12 protein-coding genes are annotated in these 14078 nt (G+C 60.7%); 2 read left to right on the top strand and 10 right to left on the bottom strand.

Features of this window, described 5'->3' with window-relative positions:
* Window positions 1-38: 38 nt before the first annotated feature.
* The 8 genes from KG088_RS02785 to KG088_RS02820 all read right to left on the bottom strand — a co-directional run bounded on the left by KG088_RS02785 (window position 39) and on the right by KG088_RS02820 (window position 8426).
* Window positions 39-1100: a formate dehydrogenase subunit gamma gene (locus KG088_RS02785; RefSeq protein WP_213823970.1), complete on the bottom strand. Its 1062-nt coding sequence runs from the start codon at window positions 1098-1100 to the stop codon at window positions 39-41.
* 12 nt (window positions 1101-1112) lie between these two features.
* A complete protein-coding gene (gene fdh3B / locus KG088_RS02790) occupies window positions 1113-1727 on the bottom strand; it encodes a formate dehydrogenase FDH3 subunit beta (RefSeq protein WP_213823971.1) in 615 nt (204 codons plus the stop codon).
* Window positions 1728-1753: 26 nt separating this feature from the next.
* Window positions 1754-4609 (bottom strand): formate dehydrogenase subunit alpha, encoded by a 2856-nt coding sequence (locus tag KG088_RS02795; RefSeq protein ID WP_213823972.1) that lies wholly within the window; start codon window positions 4607-4609, stop codon window positions 1754-1756.
* A 27-nt stretch (window positions 4610-4636) separates the two neighbouring features.
* Window positions 4637-4840, bottom strand: a complete 204-nt coding sequence (locus KG088_RS02800) for a twin-arginine translocation signal domain-containing protein (RefSeq protein ID WP_213823973.1) — start codon at window positions 4838-4840, stop codon at window positions 4637-4639.
* Window positions 4841-4911: 71 nt separating this feature from the next.
* On the bottom strand, window positions 4912-5544 hold the full coding sequence (locus KG088_RS02805; RefSeq protein ID WP_213823974.1) for a TorD/DmsD family molecular chaperone: 633 nt from the start codon (window positions 5542-5544) through the stop codon (window positions 4912-4914).
* A 5-nt stretch (window positions 5545-5549) separates the two neighbouring features.
* On the bottom strand, window positions 5550-7274 hold the full coding sequence (locus tag KG088_RS02810) for a 4Fe-4S binding protein (protein ID WP_213823975.1): 1725 nt from the start codon (window positions 7272-7274) through the stop codon (window positions 5550-5552).
* Window positions 7275-7335: 61 nt separating this feature from the next.
* Window positions 7336-7998 (bottom strand): DUF3306 domain-containing protein, encoded by a 663-nt coding sequence (locus tag KG088_RS02815; RefSeq protein ID WP_213823976.1) that lies wholly within the window; start codon window positions 7996-7998, stop codon window positions 7336-7338.
* Window positions 7995-8426, bottom strand: coding sequence for a DUF3305 domain-containing protein (locus KG088_RS02820; protein ID WP_213823977.1), 432 nt, complete (start codon window positions 8424-8426; stop codon window positions 7995-7997). Before KG088_RS02820 ends, KG088_RS02815 begins: the two co-directional genes overlap by 4 nt.
* 93 nt (window positions 8427-8519) lie before the next feature.
* On the opposite strand from KG088_RS02820, the gene KG088_RS02825 reads away from it, so the two are divergent.
* Complete coding sequence (locus tag KG088_RS02825; protein WP_213823978.1) at window positions 8520-9359, top strand: formate dehydrogenase accessory sulfurtransferase FdhD; 840 nt, start codon at window positions 8520-8522, stop codon at window positions 9357-9359.
* A 55-nt stretch (window positions 9360-9414) separates the two neighbouring features.
* Here KG088_RS02825 and KG088_RS02830 read toward each other — a convergent pair whose 3' ends face one another.
* Window positions 9415-10050, bottom strand: a complete 636-nt coding sequence (locus KG088_RS02830) for a helix-turn-helix domain-containing protein (protein WP_213823979.1) — start codon at window positions 10048-10050, stop codon at window positions 9415-9417.
* Between the two features lie 171 nt (window positions 10051-10221).
* Window positions 10222-11154 carry a histone deacetylase family protein gene (locus tag KG088_RS02835; RefSeq protein ID WP_213823980.1) on the bottom strand — a complete coding sequence of 311 codons (933 nt, stop codon included), beginning with the start codon at window positions 11152-11154 and terminating at the stop codon, window positions 10222-10224.
* Window positions 11155-11271: 117 nt separating this feature from the next.
* Here KG088_RS02835 and KG088_RS02840 point away from each other — a divergent pair, with 117 nt between their 5' ends.
* Window positions 11272-14019, top strand: a complete 2748-nt coding sequence (locus tag KG088_RS02840; RefSeq protein ID WP_213823981.1) for a bifunctional acetate--CoA ligase family protein/GNAT family N-acetyltransferase — start codon at window positions 11272-11274, stop codon at window positions 14017-14019.
* Window positions 14020-14078: the final 59 nt, after the last annotated feature.

The raw sequence follows: 14078 nt of genomic DNA on the forward strand, positions 1-14078 counted from the left end.
GCCCGTAGGCGGTGTCGAACGGTAGGGCACGATAGGCATCAACTCGTACGCGGCGTCGCCTGATCCCCGTCCCGGGAGCTTCCACGGTCGGCAGCGAGCTGCTCTTCCGTGACCGTCTGGTCCTTGACCTTCTCGTACCAGAGGTTGTGATGCTCCTTGGCCCAGGTTTCATCGACATAGCCGGTGGCCATGCCTTCCAGCGAACCTTCGGTGCCGATGGTGCCGATGTAGATGTGGCCCAGGGCCACGGCGGTAAGACCAAGAGCCCCCAGCGCGTGAATGATGTTGGCCCACTGCATGGTATCGCGACCCTGACCGAAGTTAGGGAAGTCGAGTACCAGGCCGCTGGCGATCACCACGATCCCGGCAGTCGCCAGCAGCCAGTACCAGACCTTTTCACCACCATTGGCGAAGCCGGCATCGACATGGCCCTTGCCGATCATGCCCCCGCCTTTCTTGAACCACACCAGATCGTGTTTCTTCGGCAGATTTTCCTTGAACAGGCGCAGCAGCAGGATCACCAGCAGGATGCCGAACAGCGGCCCCAAGTAATTATGAACCAGCTTGGAGGCCGAGATCATCCCCGACCACGCGCTGTCACCGAACAAGGGCTTGAAGACCAGCTTGCCGTAGAACAGGTTGAGCCCTGAAAGGGCCAGCAGTATGAACAGTGTTGCCACTGTCCAATGCAGCGACCGCATCATCAACGGCCAGCGAAGCAGCTTGCGACCGGTCCTGGGCTCATCCAGACGCTTGCGGCCGAAGATGAGATAGAAGATCACGATCATTGCGAACATGCCGCCGATGGCGATCAGCCCGAAGGGGGATACCCAGCGGTTGCGCAGCTGACGCCAGTTCTCACCACTGGCGTTGATCAGGTTATAGTTGCTGTCGAATCGCGATGATCGAAAGTTAGGTCCTGTCTCTCCGCTACGAATCTGACGCCAGGCATCGGCATCCACCGACGGCACGGCCGTGGCTATCTCGCGATCCGGGTCGGCCTGGGCCAGCGCCTGCTGACCCAGGCCGAGTCCGAGGATCAGCACCAACGCCATCAGTGCCATTCGCCACACCGACGTCCAAGCTTTGGAAACGTTCATCACCTGGCCTCCTTACCCCTGCTGGGTAGCGTCATAGGCCAGCGAGTCGGCTTTGGCCTGAGGGTTGCCCGACCATCCGCCGTCCTTGTGGCCACGCTGGACCACCCGCTGACGGAAGATGTCGGCCACTTCCTGGGCGTCGCCAGCGAGCAGGGCCTTGGTCGAACACATCTCGGCGCACAGCGGCAGCTTGCCCTCGGCAATACGATTGGCACCGTATTTCTGGTACTCCTCTTCCTTCGTCTCGGCTGGACCACCGGCGCAGAAGGTGCACTTGTCCATCTTGCCGCGTTCGCCGAAGGCGTTCTGTTTCGGGAACTGCGGCGCACCGAAGGGACAGGCGTAAAGGCAATAACCACAGCCGATACACAGGTCCTTATCGTGAAGCACGATGCCATCGTCGGTCTTGTAGAAGCAGTCAGTAGGGCAGACCGCCATGCAGGGTGCATCGTCGCAATGCATGCAGGCGACGGAAATCGACACTTCGGTCGGCTCACCGTCGTCGAGGGTGACCACGCGGCGGCGCTGTATGCCCCATTCGACTTCGTTGGCGTTCTTGCAGGCGGTGACGCAGCCGTTGCACTCGATGCAGCGCTCCGCGTCGCACATGAATTTCATTTGAGCCATGGGAATCTCCTTGGACACGGGCGCAATCAGCTGGCTTTCTCGATTCGACACAGGGTGCACTTGGTTTCCTGCATCTGCGTCACGCTGTCATAACCGTAGGTGGTCGCGGTGTTGGCGGCTTCGCCGAGGACATAGGGTGCCGACCCTTCGGGATAACGGTCGTGCAGACTTTCGCCCTGGAACATGCCGCCGAAGTGGAAGGGCATGAAGACCACTTCGCGCGCCACCCGGTTGGTGACCATCGCCTTGACGCGAACGCGTCCACCTTCCGCCCCTTCGACCCAGACATCGTCGCCTTCCGCGATACCCAGATCGTTGGCCAGGGCGGGATTGATCTCGACGAACATTTCTTGCTGAAGCTCGGCAAGCCAGGACATCGAACGCGTCTCTTCGCCGCCGCCTTCATACTCGACCATGCGGCCGGAGGTCAGGATCGTCGGGTATTTATCGGTGACATCGTTCTCCTGAATCGACTTGTAAAGCGTCGGCAGGCGGTAGTGAGAGGTCACGTCGTCCCAGGTGGGGTAATCTTCCACCAGATCGCGACGGCTGGTGTAGAGCGGCTCACGATGCTTGGGGATGGGGTCGGGGAAGGTCCAGACGTTACAGCGGGCCTTGGCATTGCCGAAGGGTGAGCACTCGTGAGCGATGGCGACGCGCTGGATGCCGCCGGAGAGGTCGGTCTTCCAGTTCTTGCCGTCGGCTTCGGCTTTCTCCTCGTCGGTGAGGTCATCCCACCAGCCGAGATCCTTGAGCATGTCGGCGGTGAACTCGGGATAGCCATCCTCTATCTCGGAATCGAGACTGTAGGAGCCATCGGCCAGAATGTTCTCGCCGTCGCGTTCGATCCCGAAACGCGCCCGGAAGGTCAGGCCGCCTTCGGAAACCCGCTTGCTGGTGTCGTAGAGCAGCGGCGTTCCGGGGTGGCCCATCTCGGCGGTTCCCCAGCACGGCCAGGGCATGCCGTAGTAGTCGCCATCCGCCGGCCCGCCTTCCGCCTGGGTGGTATGGAAGTCGAAGGTGTGCCAGTTCTGCTGATGCAGCTTCAGGCGCTCCGGGCTCTGGCCGGTATAGCCTACCGTCCACATGCCGGCATTGAACTCACGGGTGATGTCCTCGACCAGCGGCTCGGTGCCGTTGACCTGGATGTTCTTGCAGAGCTCCTCGGCGAATCCCATCTTGCGCGCCAGCAAGTACATGATCTCGTGATCGGGCTTGGACTCGAAGAGCGGGTCGATGACCTTGTCACGCCACTGGAGCGAACGGTTGGTGGCCGTGACACTGCCGGAGGTCTCGAACTGCGAACAGGCCGGCAGCAGATAGACGCCATCGGTACGGCCATGCATGACCCCGGCCACGGTGGGATACGGGTCGACGATGACCATCATCTCGAGCTGCTGCATGGCCTTTTGCATCTCGACGCCGCGGGTCTGTGAGTTGACCGCATGGCCCCAATAGAACATCGCCTTCAGCTGGGTGCGTTGAGAAATGGCCTCTTCTTCCTCGAGTACGCCATCGATCCAACGCGAGACGGTGATACCGCTACTGAACATCGGTTTGCCGTCGGCGTATTCGGTCTGGTCGAAGCGGCTTTCCAGCCATTCGTAATCGAGATCCCAAACCCTGGCCCAGTGCCTCCAGGCACCCTCGGCCAGGCCGTAATACCCCGGCAGCGAGTGTGACATCAGGCCCAGGTCGGTCGCCCCCTGTACATTGTCATGGCCGCGGAAGATGTTGGCGCCACCACCCGACTTGCCGATGTTGCCAAGCGCGAGCTCGAGAATGCAGTAGGCGCGCGTGTTGTTGTTGCCCGTGGTGTGCTGGGTGCCGCCCATGCACCACACGACGCAGCCGGGGCGATTCTCGGAAATTCGACGAGCCGTGTCGCGCATCTGGTCTTCCGGAACGCCGGTAATGTTCTCGACGACGTCCGGCGTGAAGTTAGCCACTTCTGCACGTACTTCGTCCATGGCATAGACGCGCTGGTCGATATATTCCCGATCTTCCCAGCCGTTCTCGAAAATATGCCACAAGAGGCCCCAGATGAACGCGACATCCGAGCCCGGACGAAGACGGACGTAGCTGTCTGCCTTGGCGGCAGTGCGGGTGAAGCGCGGGTCCACGACGATGATTTGTGCGTGGCTGCGCTCCTTGGCCAGCAGAATATGCTGCATGGCCACCGGGTGCGCTTCCGCGGGGTTCGAGCCGATGAACATGATCGACTTGCTGTTCTGCAGGTCATTGAGCGAGTTGGTCATCGCCCCGTAGCCCCAGGTATTGGCGACCCCGGCCACGGTAGTCGAGTGGCAGATACGCGCCTGGTGGTCGGTGTTGTTGGTACCGGCCAGGGCAGCGAACTTGCGCATCAAGTACGAGCCTTCGTTGCTGAACTTGGCAGAACCCAGCCAGTAGATGCTATCCGGCCCGTGCTGCTCGGTTAGATCCAGTACCTTGCCGCCGATCTCCTCGATGGCATCGTCCCAGCTCATGCGCTGCCATTCGCCACCCACCAGCTTCATCGGGTACTTGAGGCGCTTGGTGGAATGGCCGTGCTGACGCAGCGAGGCACCCTTGGCGCAGTGGGCGCCACGGTTGAAGGGGTGGTCGAAGGCGGGTTCCTGCTTGGTCCAGATGCCTTCCTGAACCTCGGCATAGACACCGCAACCCACTGAACAGTGTGAGCAGACAGTCCGCTTCGTCTCAACCGGTGCATCGAGGACCGGGGTCTTTTCGTCGGCCTCGGCGCGTTGCATCATCGGCGCCCCCATGAAGCCGGCAGCGGCCAGGCCGCCTGTCGTCGCGCCGCTGCGCTGGAGGAACTGACGGCGGGAAATACCCAGCCCCGAGGCCCTCGGGGTATCGGATTTGCGAGTCAAACGCATGGTTTCGATCTCCTGGCTCTGGGGCCGTCAGTCACGCAGCGTGGCGTAGAAGGCACGAATATGGTCGGTTTCACGGTAGTGGCTCGAGGCCTCCGGGGCAGGGGCGCTCGCCTTGCTTTCCGCCTGTGCCAGAGTGACGTGACCGACGGCCGCTGCCGCCCCGGCGGCGGCGGTGCCAACCCCCAGGGTCTTGAGGAAGCGGCGGCGCTCTGGGTTGCGAGTCTTTTGCATGGGGTTCTCCTCAATCATGCAGTGGCCGTCGATGAGCCTAGTTGTGTTTGTGTCATCACGGTCGGTTAGCGTCAGGGTTCGACGATTCTTACAGGGGCACGGCTCGCCTCGCTTTCGAGGCGGGATTGTTCGCTTTCGATGAATGCCTGGCCAAGTCTGCCGAAGCACGCGTAAAACTCGGTGTCCACGCGCCCCAGGTCAGCCATGCAGCTAGCGGCCCAGGGGGCGATATGGGTCATGAAGAAACGGGCCTCATTGAAAGACCGGCTTTCGATGAGCATCGCCATTACCTCGCAGAGTGCCGCGAGATGATCTTCTGGATCATTGGTGTGTCCAGCACGCTCGAAGCCCAGCAACTTGAGGTCGCGACGCAGCGCCACCAGTGCTTCGTCCATCAATTCACCGTTGCGGTACCAGGAGGCGTAGGGAATCACGTCTCCTTCGACCACACCGATCAGGTGGCGAAAATGCGCTCGAGACAGGGTCTCGGGAGACGCCTTGGCGGCAGCGGCGACCAGCTGCGCCCAACGCTCGGCTAGCACGCCGCCATCCTGTTCGATCTCGAGTGAGGCGAGCCAATCCAGAAGGGCTTGATCCGGGGCCTCCCGCAACAGTCCTGCCAGCAGACCATATACCTCAACGCGAAGCGCATCGGTGTCGTTGAGCTCATGGGGGGGTTGTTGATCCACGGAGGCTTGCGTCATGGGGCTCATACCTTCAATTGCGCGTCAGGGTTGCGGGCCATCTCGTGCCAGACATCCTTGACCCGGCAGTCCTCGCACATCTCGAGCCTTGCCATGGCATCACCGGCGAAATAGGGATGATCGGCAAGCTTGGCCTTGATGGTCTCGACGGTGCTGGTAGAGGCGAATGGCTTGCCGCAACGAATACAGTCGAAGGCGGGTTCCTCGTGACAGACACGCCGCTCGCTGCGCGCATCGCTGGCCAGGAAACCGGGTGCCAGGGCGATGGCGTCTTCAGGACAGGCCTGAACGCAGAGACCACACTGGATGCAGTCCGACTCGCGGAAACTCAGCAAGGGAGAGGCGTCACCCGCGGCAAGTGCCGGGGTCGGGCAGTTTCCTACACACGCTAGACAAAGGGTGCAGGCCTCCTGGTCGACGTTGATGCTGCCGTAGGCGGCCCCGGGGGTGACGCGATGACGCTCACCATCGGGTGTGCCGAGACTCGCGAGACGATCGAGTACCGTGTTGAGTCGCTCGCGCTTGTCACTCGTGGTGAAACGCAATGTCTCGTCGGTCAATGACGTCTCGTCGGGCAGGGCATCGCGGCCAGCGCTGTCTCCGGCATTGACACGTTTTACCCGCGTCGGTGAATGACCCAACGCCTCGAGAAGCACGTGCGCCTGGGAAAGCTGGTCGTCAATGAAGCTTTTCAAGCGCTCGGGCATACGCTCATGGCACTGCACCCGGACTTCGGCGGCGCCGCCCGCGAGAGCGGTCAGCCACTGGTCATGCCCGGCAGCGCCAAGCTCTTCAAGAGGCACATCAAGCACATGACCCGCTGCCTCGCGTTCGCCGGAGAGGTCCTCGGCTTCGGCGAAGCGCACCACCGGGGCGGTACCACCGGCCTTGCGGTAGGACTGCAGCCAGGAGAGCACCGTTTCCTGCTGCCGATGGGTTTCCGGCATGCGGAACTGGATGGCGCCCGTCGGGCATGCACTGCTGCAACTGCCGACACCATGACAACGGAAGGGGTCGATCTCGATCCAGGCCTCGATGCGCCCCTGGTGACTGGCAATCGCATCGGCGGGGCAGACCTCAAGACACCGTGTGCAACCGATGTTACCGCTGGCGGCATGGGCACACAGGTCGCTGTTGATCTGGAAATAGCGAGGCTTGTCGAATTCGCCGACCAGGCCGGCGAAGGCTTCCAACTGCTCGACACGATCAGCCGCGTTCCAGCACATCCTGACATAGCCGGGTGGCGGCAATTCGAGCGACAGGACAGGTGTCTCGCCAAGATCCAGAATCGAGTCGAAATGCGCACGACCCGCCAGAGCCCTGGCGAGGTCCAGTGACTCGCCATCCTTCAACACAGAAACCGAGAAGTGGCCCAGATGGCCCTCGATGCGCAACTGATGAGCCTGTTCGCGCGACAGGGTGTGCTGTCGGCATTCTCGGGTAGCGGCGAGAAGTGATTCGTCGCCGAGTATGTCCTGTTCGGAAGTTCGGCTATCGTCGACGGGCTCGGTGATAAGCAGGGTGACTGACGCGAGCGCCTTGTCCGCAAGCTCAAGAGCGGCGAGGCGTGTGTCGCGTTCGTTGCCGACAAGCAGGACATGGCCATCGCTGACATAGCTGACACTGGCCGGTGTCAGATTGACGGGCCACGAAATACCATTTCTTGCAGCCTCCCTGGCATGTCGGTTGCGCTGCTCATCCACTGGCAGCATCTCTATTCGTTGATTCATGCAAACTCACGTTCGGGGGGTGCGTCAGAGTGTAAGTCGATTTTTTTAATAATTTTATATATCAGTCTTGGCCGGATTGGTGGCGGTTTCCACCCCTTCCTTGGTCTAACATCGAATCGTCGTCTGGTTGACGACTCTCGACGCTCGCTATCGATTCATCACTTGGCGGGGTCTCATCTTGCTCTTCATCTTGCTCTGCGGGTCGCTCGGGCTGATCTGGTGACGATTGGGCTTCGCCGTTGCTGACCTCGCCGGCACCCGATTCTTCCTCACACTCCTCAGGGGAGTCCTCGGCGGGAGCCGTCCATTTACGCATTCGTTGTGCAAGCTCGCTGGCCAGCGGCTTTAGCATTTCGCGGTAGTCGTGATCGTAGTCATCTAGGCCGTCTCGGATACCGTACTTTTCACCGGCAAAAAGACGGCGCAGGGCGCGACGGCGCAGGCCACTGCTGACGCCAGGTTCGAGGAAGGCCTTGATGTCACTGCCAGGGGCCAGGCTCTCCGGGTCGGGCAAGGTAGCGTCGAGACTGCCCGGCGCTGGCGTCTCATCTGCCCCCTCGACCACGTTAACGGCTTCGCCGTCGTGATGTACGGTCTCGTGACTATCGCTCGACTCAGTGGCGCGGGTATCGTCGATGACGGTGTCAACATTATTCGATGCCTCAACCGCCTCGGTGGCGTCGTTCCCGCGCTTGCGGCGCGACCAGCGCTCCAGGCGGCTCATAGGCTCTGCTCCCGGGCACGGCCAGCACCCTTGCGCTTTTTCTTGCGACCTTCCTCTGGCGCTTCGCCATGACGAACCAGATAGCTCTCGAGCCAGACCTGAATCGCTAGGGGCATATCGACCTCGAGCACCTGATGTTCGCCGTCAAGCCATGCGGCCGCCACATCCTGACTGGCGGTGATCGCCGAGGGCTTGGGTATAACACCGGATTGTCCGCAACGCACGAACAGGCGCGGCACGCCACCGGTCAGATTGAAGCGATAAGCGGCCCGCTCGGTGAGAAACAACTGTAGGTCGAGCACCCATGGCCCCGCATCGCCCGGGGAGAGGTCGGCGATACGCCAGCGGGTCGAGCGAAAGCCCTTGATCTGAAGGGTCTCGCTTGTCAGATCGAAACTGAGGGTACGACGACTATTGAAAGATGCCATGAATCACTGCTCTCTCTTCTCTGCTTATTCATTAAAGACACTCGGCCGACGGAATGCCATCATCGTCAATCAACGCTTTACCTGGAGCCCTGGATGCATGCCATCAGCCTGAGCCAGGCACGTCTGCCTGCGACTATCGAGATCGACGTCACCGATGAGTTCGGGCAATCACGACGGCAAGCCATTGCCGCGGAAAGGGCGCTGACGCTTTATCTCAACAAGCGTGAGATCGTCACCCTGATGACCCTGGGAGCCGATCCCGAAGCGCTGGTGGTGGGTTACCTGCGTAACCAGGGATTGCTCGGTGAGCGCGGTGACCTTCAGGCGGTCCATGTCGACTGGGAGGTGGAAGCGGCGGCGGTGGTGACCCGCCGTTTGCCCGAGGACCTCGAAGAGCGTCTCGGGCAACGCACGGTGACCACTGGTTGTGGTCAGGGAACGGTCTTCGGCCGTTTGCTCGAGGTGGCGTCATTGACGGCGCTTCCCACCACCCAATTGCGTCAGTCCGTGCTCTATCGAATGCTCGACCACCTGGGTGAATACAATGAGACCTATCGAAGTGCTGGTGCGGTGCATGGTTGCGCATTGTGCCACCAGGAAACGGTGCTGGATTTCGTCGAGGACGTGGGTCGTCACAATGCGGTCGACACCCTGGCGGGGCGCCAGTGGCTAGCACAAAGTGCTTCTGAAACCGCCGACATCTTCTATACCACCGGTCGCCTGACCTCGGAGATGGTGCTCAAGGTGGCTCAGATGGGCATCGCCGTGTTGGTGTCACGTTCCGGGGTGACGCAGAAGGGCGTCGAGCTCGCCCAGCGCTTCGGGGTGTTGCTGATCGCACGGGCCAAGGGGCGCCATTTCCAGGCGATCCATGCCGAAGGACGCCTTGAACTGGATGCCATGCCCGCTCGGCGGCCGGGCGACCGACATTGATAGCCACATGAGGCCCTCTCGTTGTGGCCAAAACGATGTGGCCCTGTTACCGGCCTCAGGCAGCGCTGTCGCCCCGCGTGCATACCGACAACACGACGGCATCGGCTTCGCTGGCTGAGATAAGCGCGTGGCCCATGTCGCTGTCGAAGTAGATGCTGTCGCCACAGGCCAGGCGTAGAGGTTCATAGAACTCGGTATATAGCAGGATATCGCCTTCGAGCACCATCAGGAACTCCTCGCCGTCGTGACGGACCCACTCGCTGAACTCATCGAAGCGACGTGCTCGCACGATGGTCTTGAAGGGGATCATGCGTTTCTGAGCCAACTCGCAACTCAGCAACTCGTGCTCGTAGGTCGGGGTAGGGTGCTGCTGACCGTGGCCCCGCCGGGTCAGGTCACGGCGTCCCATGGTGCGCGCCTGCGCGCGCGGCGGTGAGAGTAATTGCGGTAGGTCGATATTCAAGCCGCCGATCAGTTTCTGCACGGCTGTAAACGTTGGCGATATCTGGTGGTTTTCGATCTTGGACAACGTGGAGCGAGCCAGGCCGGTGCGTTGACTGACATCCTCGAGCGTCCATTGATGGGACAGGCGAATTTCCTTGAGACGTTCGCCCAGACGAAGCGGCTCGACGAACGGCTTGCGCCCCGAGGCGATGCGCAGGGCCGCATTCTTGTCGGTCATATCGGTCATTTGTTAATTCACTATCGGAAACAGAGTTTCCATTAGCTTATCACTGAACGAGGCCGATATCCCTGGAAAACGCGATAATGAAGACGCTATAACGCAATTTTCGGGTTATCCAGCGTGGTGGCGTTTCCGGGTAGTGTGAAAATGCTCATCGGTTTCGGTTCTTCGCCATCTTCATGCGAAGGGCAATCCCAACAGGGCTTTCAGGTGCGCCTCTGCACTGCGCCCCAGCGATTCCAGGTGATAGCCACCCTCGAGAACCGACACCAGGCGGTTATCGGCATACAGCGTCGCGATTTCCATGGCGAGATGGGTGATCCAATAGAAGTCTTCGTACTCCAGGCATAGATCGGCCATGACGTCTTCCCGATGGGCATCGAAGCCCGCCGACACCAGCACGATATCCGGCTTGAAGGCATGTAGGGCCGGCAACCAGTCATCTTCGATGGCGCGTCGGAAGGCCGTGCTATCGGTACCGGCAGGGAGCGGGGTGTTGACCACGTTGTGCCACTCGCTGCGCAGATAGCGCCAAGGATAAAAGGGATATTGGAAACTGGTGCAGACCAGCACGTCGGGGTCGTCCTTGAAAATATCGATGGTGCCATTGCATTGATGGACATCGAAATCGAGGATGGCGACACGTCGCGCGCCGTATTTTGCGCGGGCATGCGCCGCTCCGACTGCTATGTTGTTGAGGAAGCAGAATCCCATGGCATCGGTTGCCTCGGCATGATGACCGGGCGGACGTACGGCGCAGAAGACATTGTCGGCCTGGTGTCGGAACACTTGATCCACGCCGCGAATCACGGCGCCCGCGGCCATGCGAGCGACCTGTAGACTATGCGGATTCATTATCGTGTCACTGTCGAGTGCGACGATCCCCGTATCGGGCACGCATTTCTCGAGAGCACGCAGATGGCGCAACGGATGGACGCGGCCGAGTTCTTCTTCGCGGGCTTCACGGGCTTCGGATTGCATGGTCTGTTGAAGTACGCCGGCAAGCGCCAGGCGTCGACTGATCGCGTCCAACCGCAAAGGGCTCTCGGGATGATCCGGTCCCATGTGATGAAGGTGGCAATCGGGGTGAGTAATGTAGCCGGTGATCATGCGTGTGCTCCAGAGTGACTGGCACCACCATAGTCGTCGCCGTCCCTTGCACGACACTGACAATAGGTCGTACATAGAGCATAGCCCTCATGCCATCCACCCAACGTGGAGAATGCCTTGAGTACTCGTTTCCTTGATCATTTCTTCAAACCCCGCACCATCGCGGTGATCGGTGCCTCCGCGAAGCCTCACTCGCTGGGTGGGCTCGTCATCCGCAACCTGCAGGAAGGCGGCTTTCCCGGTGTCCTGTGGGCTGTAAACCCCAAAGGGTACAAAAGTGTCTTTGACGTCCCCTGCGTCAAGCGGGTGTCGCACCTACCGTCGCCGCCCGACTTGGCAGTCATCTGCTCGCCCGTCTCGACGGTGCCGGGACGCATCGCGCGCCTGGGACGTTTCGGTGTCAAGGCGGCTCTGGTGCTTTCCGGCGGACCGCATCTTGATGATGAGCTGGACGGCAAGGGGTCGATACGTAGCCGGATGCTTAGCGCTGCACGCAATTCCGGCATCCGGGTGCTTGGCCCGGAATGCATGGGCCTGATCGTGCCGGGCAACAAGCTTAACGCCTCCTACGCCAACCGCTCCGTCAAGGTGGGGCGTGTGGCCTACCTCGGCCAGTCGGGAATGCTCGGCACCGCCATGATTGATTGGGCCGCAGGACGGGGCATCGGGTTCTCCCACCTGATTACGGTGGGCGACAGCGTCGATGTCATGCTGCCCGATCTGATCGATTACATCAGCCAATTTTCGCCTACCCAGGCCTTGCTGCTGCACCTGGAGCGTATTCTCGATGCCCAGCATTTCATGACAGCATTGCGCGATGCCTCGCGCAATCGCCTGGTGTTGGCCATCAAGAGTGGGCGTACCGCGGAATCCGATCTGACCGGCTTGCCGCCGACCCCTGGCATTGCCAATCGAGACCAGCTCTTCGATGCCGCCTTTGCTCGGGCCGGGGTGGTTCGGGTCAATGACTCCGATGAGTTATTCGATGCGCTCGAGACGCTGTCGCGCATGAAGCCACTGCGCGGTGATCGCCTGGCCATCGTGTCCAATGGCCTCGGGCCGGCGCTGCTTGCCATCGACAAGCTGATCAGCACCGGTGGGCGTCTCGCGGTCTTTAATGAGCAGACCTACCGCGCCTTGCTCGATGCGAATGTCGACATGAGTCGTCCAGGAGACAACCCGGTGGACCTCGGAGGCAACGCAACGCCGGAAACCCTGGTGGATACCCTGGAGATCGTTGCTGCCGATCCGGGCGTGGATGCGGTACTGGTCGTGCATGCGCCGACTCGCATGGCACCATCGAAAACTACGGCTCAGGCAATCGTCGCCAACCGCAAGCGCTTTCGGCGCAATCTGCTGACCAGCTGGATGGGGCTCGAGGAGGCCATTTCGGCTCGCCACGAATGCAACCTGGCTGGAATCCCGACCTATATTTCACCGGAGCAGGCGGTGAAAGCCTTCATGCACATGGTCGTCTATCAGCGAGTTCAGGTGCTGCTTCAGGAAACCCCGCCGAGCCTTCCGTTTACTACCACTCCTGACATCCGCGCTCGCTGCCGTACGCTGATCGAGGAGGCGAAGGCGGCGGGGCGGGAGTATCTATGGCATCACGAAACAGCTCAGGTAATCGAGGCCTACGGCATCACCGTGGCGCCCAGTCGCTACGTGACCGATGTTCAGGAAGGCAGGCACGCCGCACTGGCGTTCGATGGCGCCATGGCGCTCAAGGTGGTTCACGAAGGCAATTCCCGCCCCTTTCGTTACCGCAACCACCCCCACAGGATATCCGCCGGCCTGCTTCAGGATTTGACGACGCCCGAGGAAGTCGCCTTGGGGGTGTCACGTTTGGCCGCCAATGTGAGCGAAAAGTATCCCTCATTTGGTGTCCACGAGTACTGTCTGCAGCCCATGCAGCGTGGTATGCATTCCATGCAGCTCTGCGCTGGCATCACGCGAGATCCCATCTTCGGTCCGGTGGTCGTCTTTGGCATCGGGGGTTACAAGGCCAATATCCTGGCCGATCGGCAGGTGGCGCTCCCTCCGCTGAATATGCACCTGGCTCGGGACTTGGCGAGGCGCACTCATGCCGCACGGCTGATTCAAGAGCATTCCAGCGATCCCGAGCGCGATATGGAGCGGGTTTGCCAACTGCTGGTCAAGTTGTCGCAGATGGCCAGTGATCTTCTTGAGCTTCGCGGCCTCGAGCTCAATCCGCTCATGCTTAACCGCGACGGCATGGTGGCACTGGATTTCGCCATGGATCTCGGGCCGCCGGCGCGCTTCGCGATCATGCCCTATCCGGAAGAACTGAGAGAATGGGTCACGCTCAAGAACGGCTGGGATGTGGAAATTCGCCCAATCCGGGCCGAGGATGCACCGCTCATCACCCGCTTTCATACCCACCTGTCCGAGCAAAGCATCCGCTTTCGCTACTTTCACAACAAGGCTGACCTGACTCAGCGCGACCTGTCGAACCTCTCCCACATCAATTATGACCGCCAGATGGCCTTCATTGCCGAACGTATTTCCGATGCTGGCGAGAAAGAAATGCTCGGTGTCGTGAGGGTCTGGAATGACCCTGATAATATCCGCACCGAGTTCTCCGTCATCATCCGCGACGACCTGCAAGGGCTTGGCATTGGCACGCTTCTGATGAAGAAGATGATCTGCTATTGCAAGAGTGTTGGCACCCTGGAAATGATCGGCAAGATCATGGTCGATAACCATCCCATGCGCTCATTGGTGAAACGCCTGGGATTTCGATTGCACTACAACATGGAAGAGGAGGTGGTAGACGCCGTGCTGCGGCTCAACGAGCCCACAAGCGAGTGGCAGCGCCATCGCCTGGAAAGCCTACCCGACTGAGCCGTTGATCAGACTGCCCCCGATTACCGGAAGCAGTCACGTCCAGTTACAACCAGGGA

Source organism: Halomonas jincaotanensis, assembly GCF_018448785.1.
Classification (GTDB): domain Bacteria; phylum Pseudomonadota; class Gammaproteobacteria; order Pseudomonadales; family Halomonadaceae; genus Halomonas; species Halomonas jincaotanensis.

What these genes read in the sequence shown, in the direction of transcription:
- KG088_RS02815 (WP_213823976.1), bottom strand. Translation starts at nt 7,998, where the DNA reads ATGAGCCGCCTGGAGCGCTGGTCGCGCCGCAAGCGCGGGAACGACGCC.
- KG088_RS02805 (WP_213823974.1), bottom strand. Translation starts at nt 5,544, where the DNA reads ATGACGCAAGCCTCCGTGGATCAACAACCCCCCCATGAGCTCAACGAC.
- KG088_RS02820 (WP_213823977.1), bottom strand. Translation starts at nt 8,426, where the DNA reads ATGGCATCTTTCAATAGTCGTCGTACCCTCAGTTTCGATCTGACAAGC.
- KG088_RS02825 (WP_213823978.1), top strand. Translation starts at nt 8,520, where the DNA reads ATGCATGCCATCAGCCTGAGCCAGGCACGTCTGCCTGCGACTATCGAG.
- KG088_RS02795 (WP_213823972.1), bottom strand. Translation starts at nt 4,609, where the DNA reads ATGCGTTTGACTCGCAAATCCGATACCCCGAGGGCCTCGGGGCTGGGT.
- KG088_RS02835 (WP_213823980.1), bottom strand. Translation starts at nt 11,154, where the DNA reads ATGATCACCGGCTACATTACTCACCCCGATTGCCACCTTCATCACATG.
- fdh3B (WP_213823971.1), bottom strand. Translation starts at nt 1,727, where the DNA reads ATGGCTCAAATGAAATTCATGTGCGACGCGGAGCGCTGCATCGAGTGC.
- KG088_RS02830 (WP_213823979.1), bottom strand. Translation starts at nt 10,050, where the DNA reads ATGACCGATATGACCGACAAGAATGCGGCCCTGCGCATCGCCTCGGGG.
- KG088_RS02810 (WP_213823975.1), bottom strand. Translation starts at nt 7,274, where the DNA reads ATGAATCAACGAATAGAGATGCTGCCAGTGGATGAGCAGCGCAACCGA.
- KG088_RS02785 (WP_213823970.1), bottom strand. Translation starts at nt 1,100, where the DNA reads ATGAACGTTTCCAAAGCTTGGACGTCGGTGTGGCGAATGGCACTGATG.
- KG088_RS02800 (WP_213823973.1), bottom strand. Translation starts at nt 4,840, where the DNA reads ATGCAAAAGACTCGCAACCCAGAGCGCCGCCGCTTCCTCAAGACCCTG.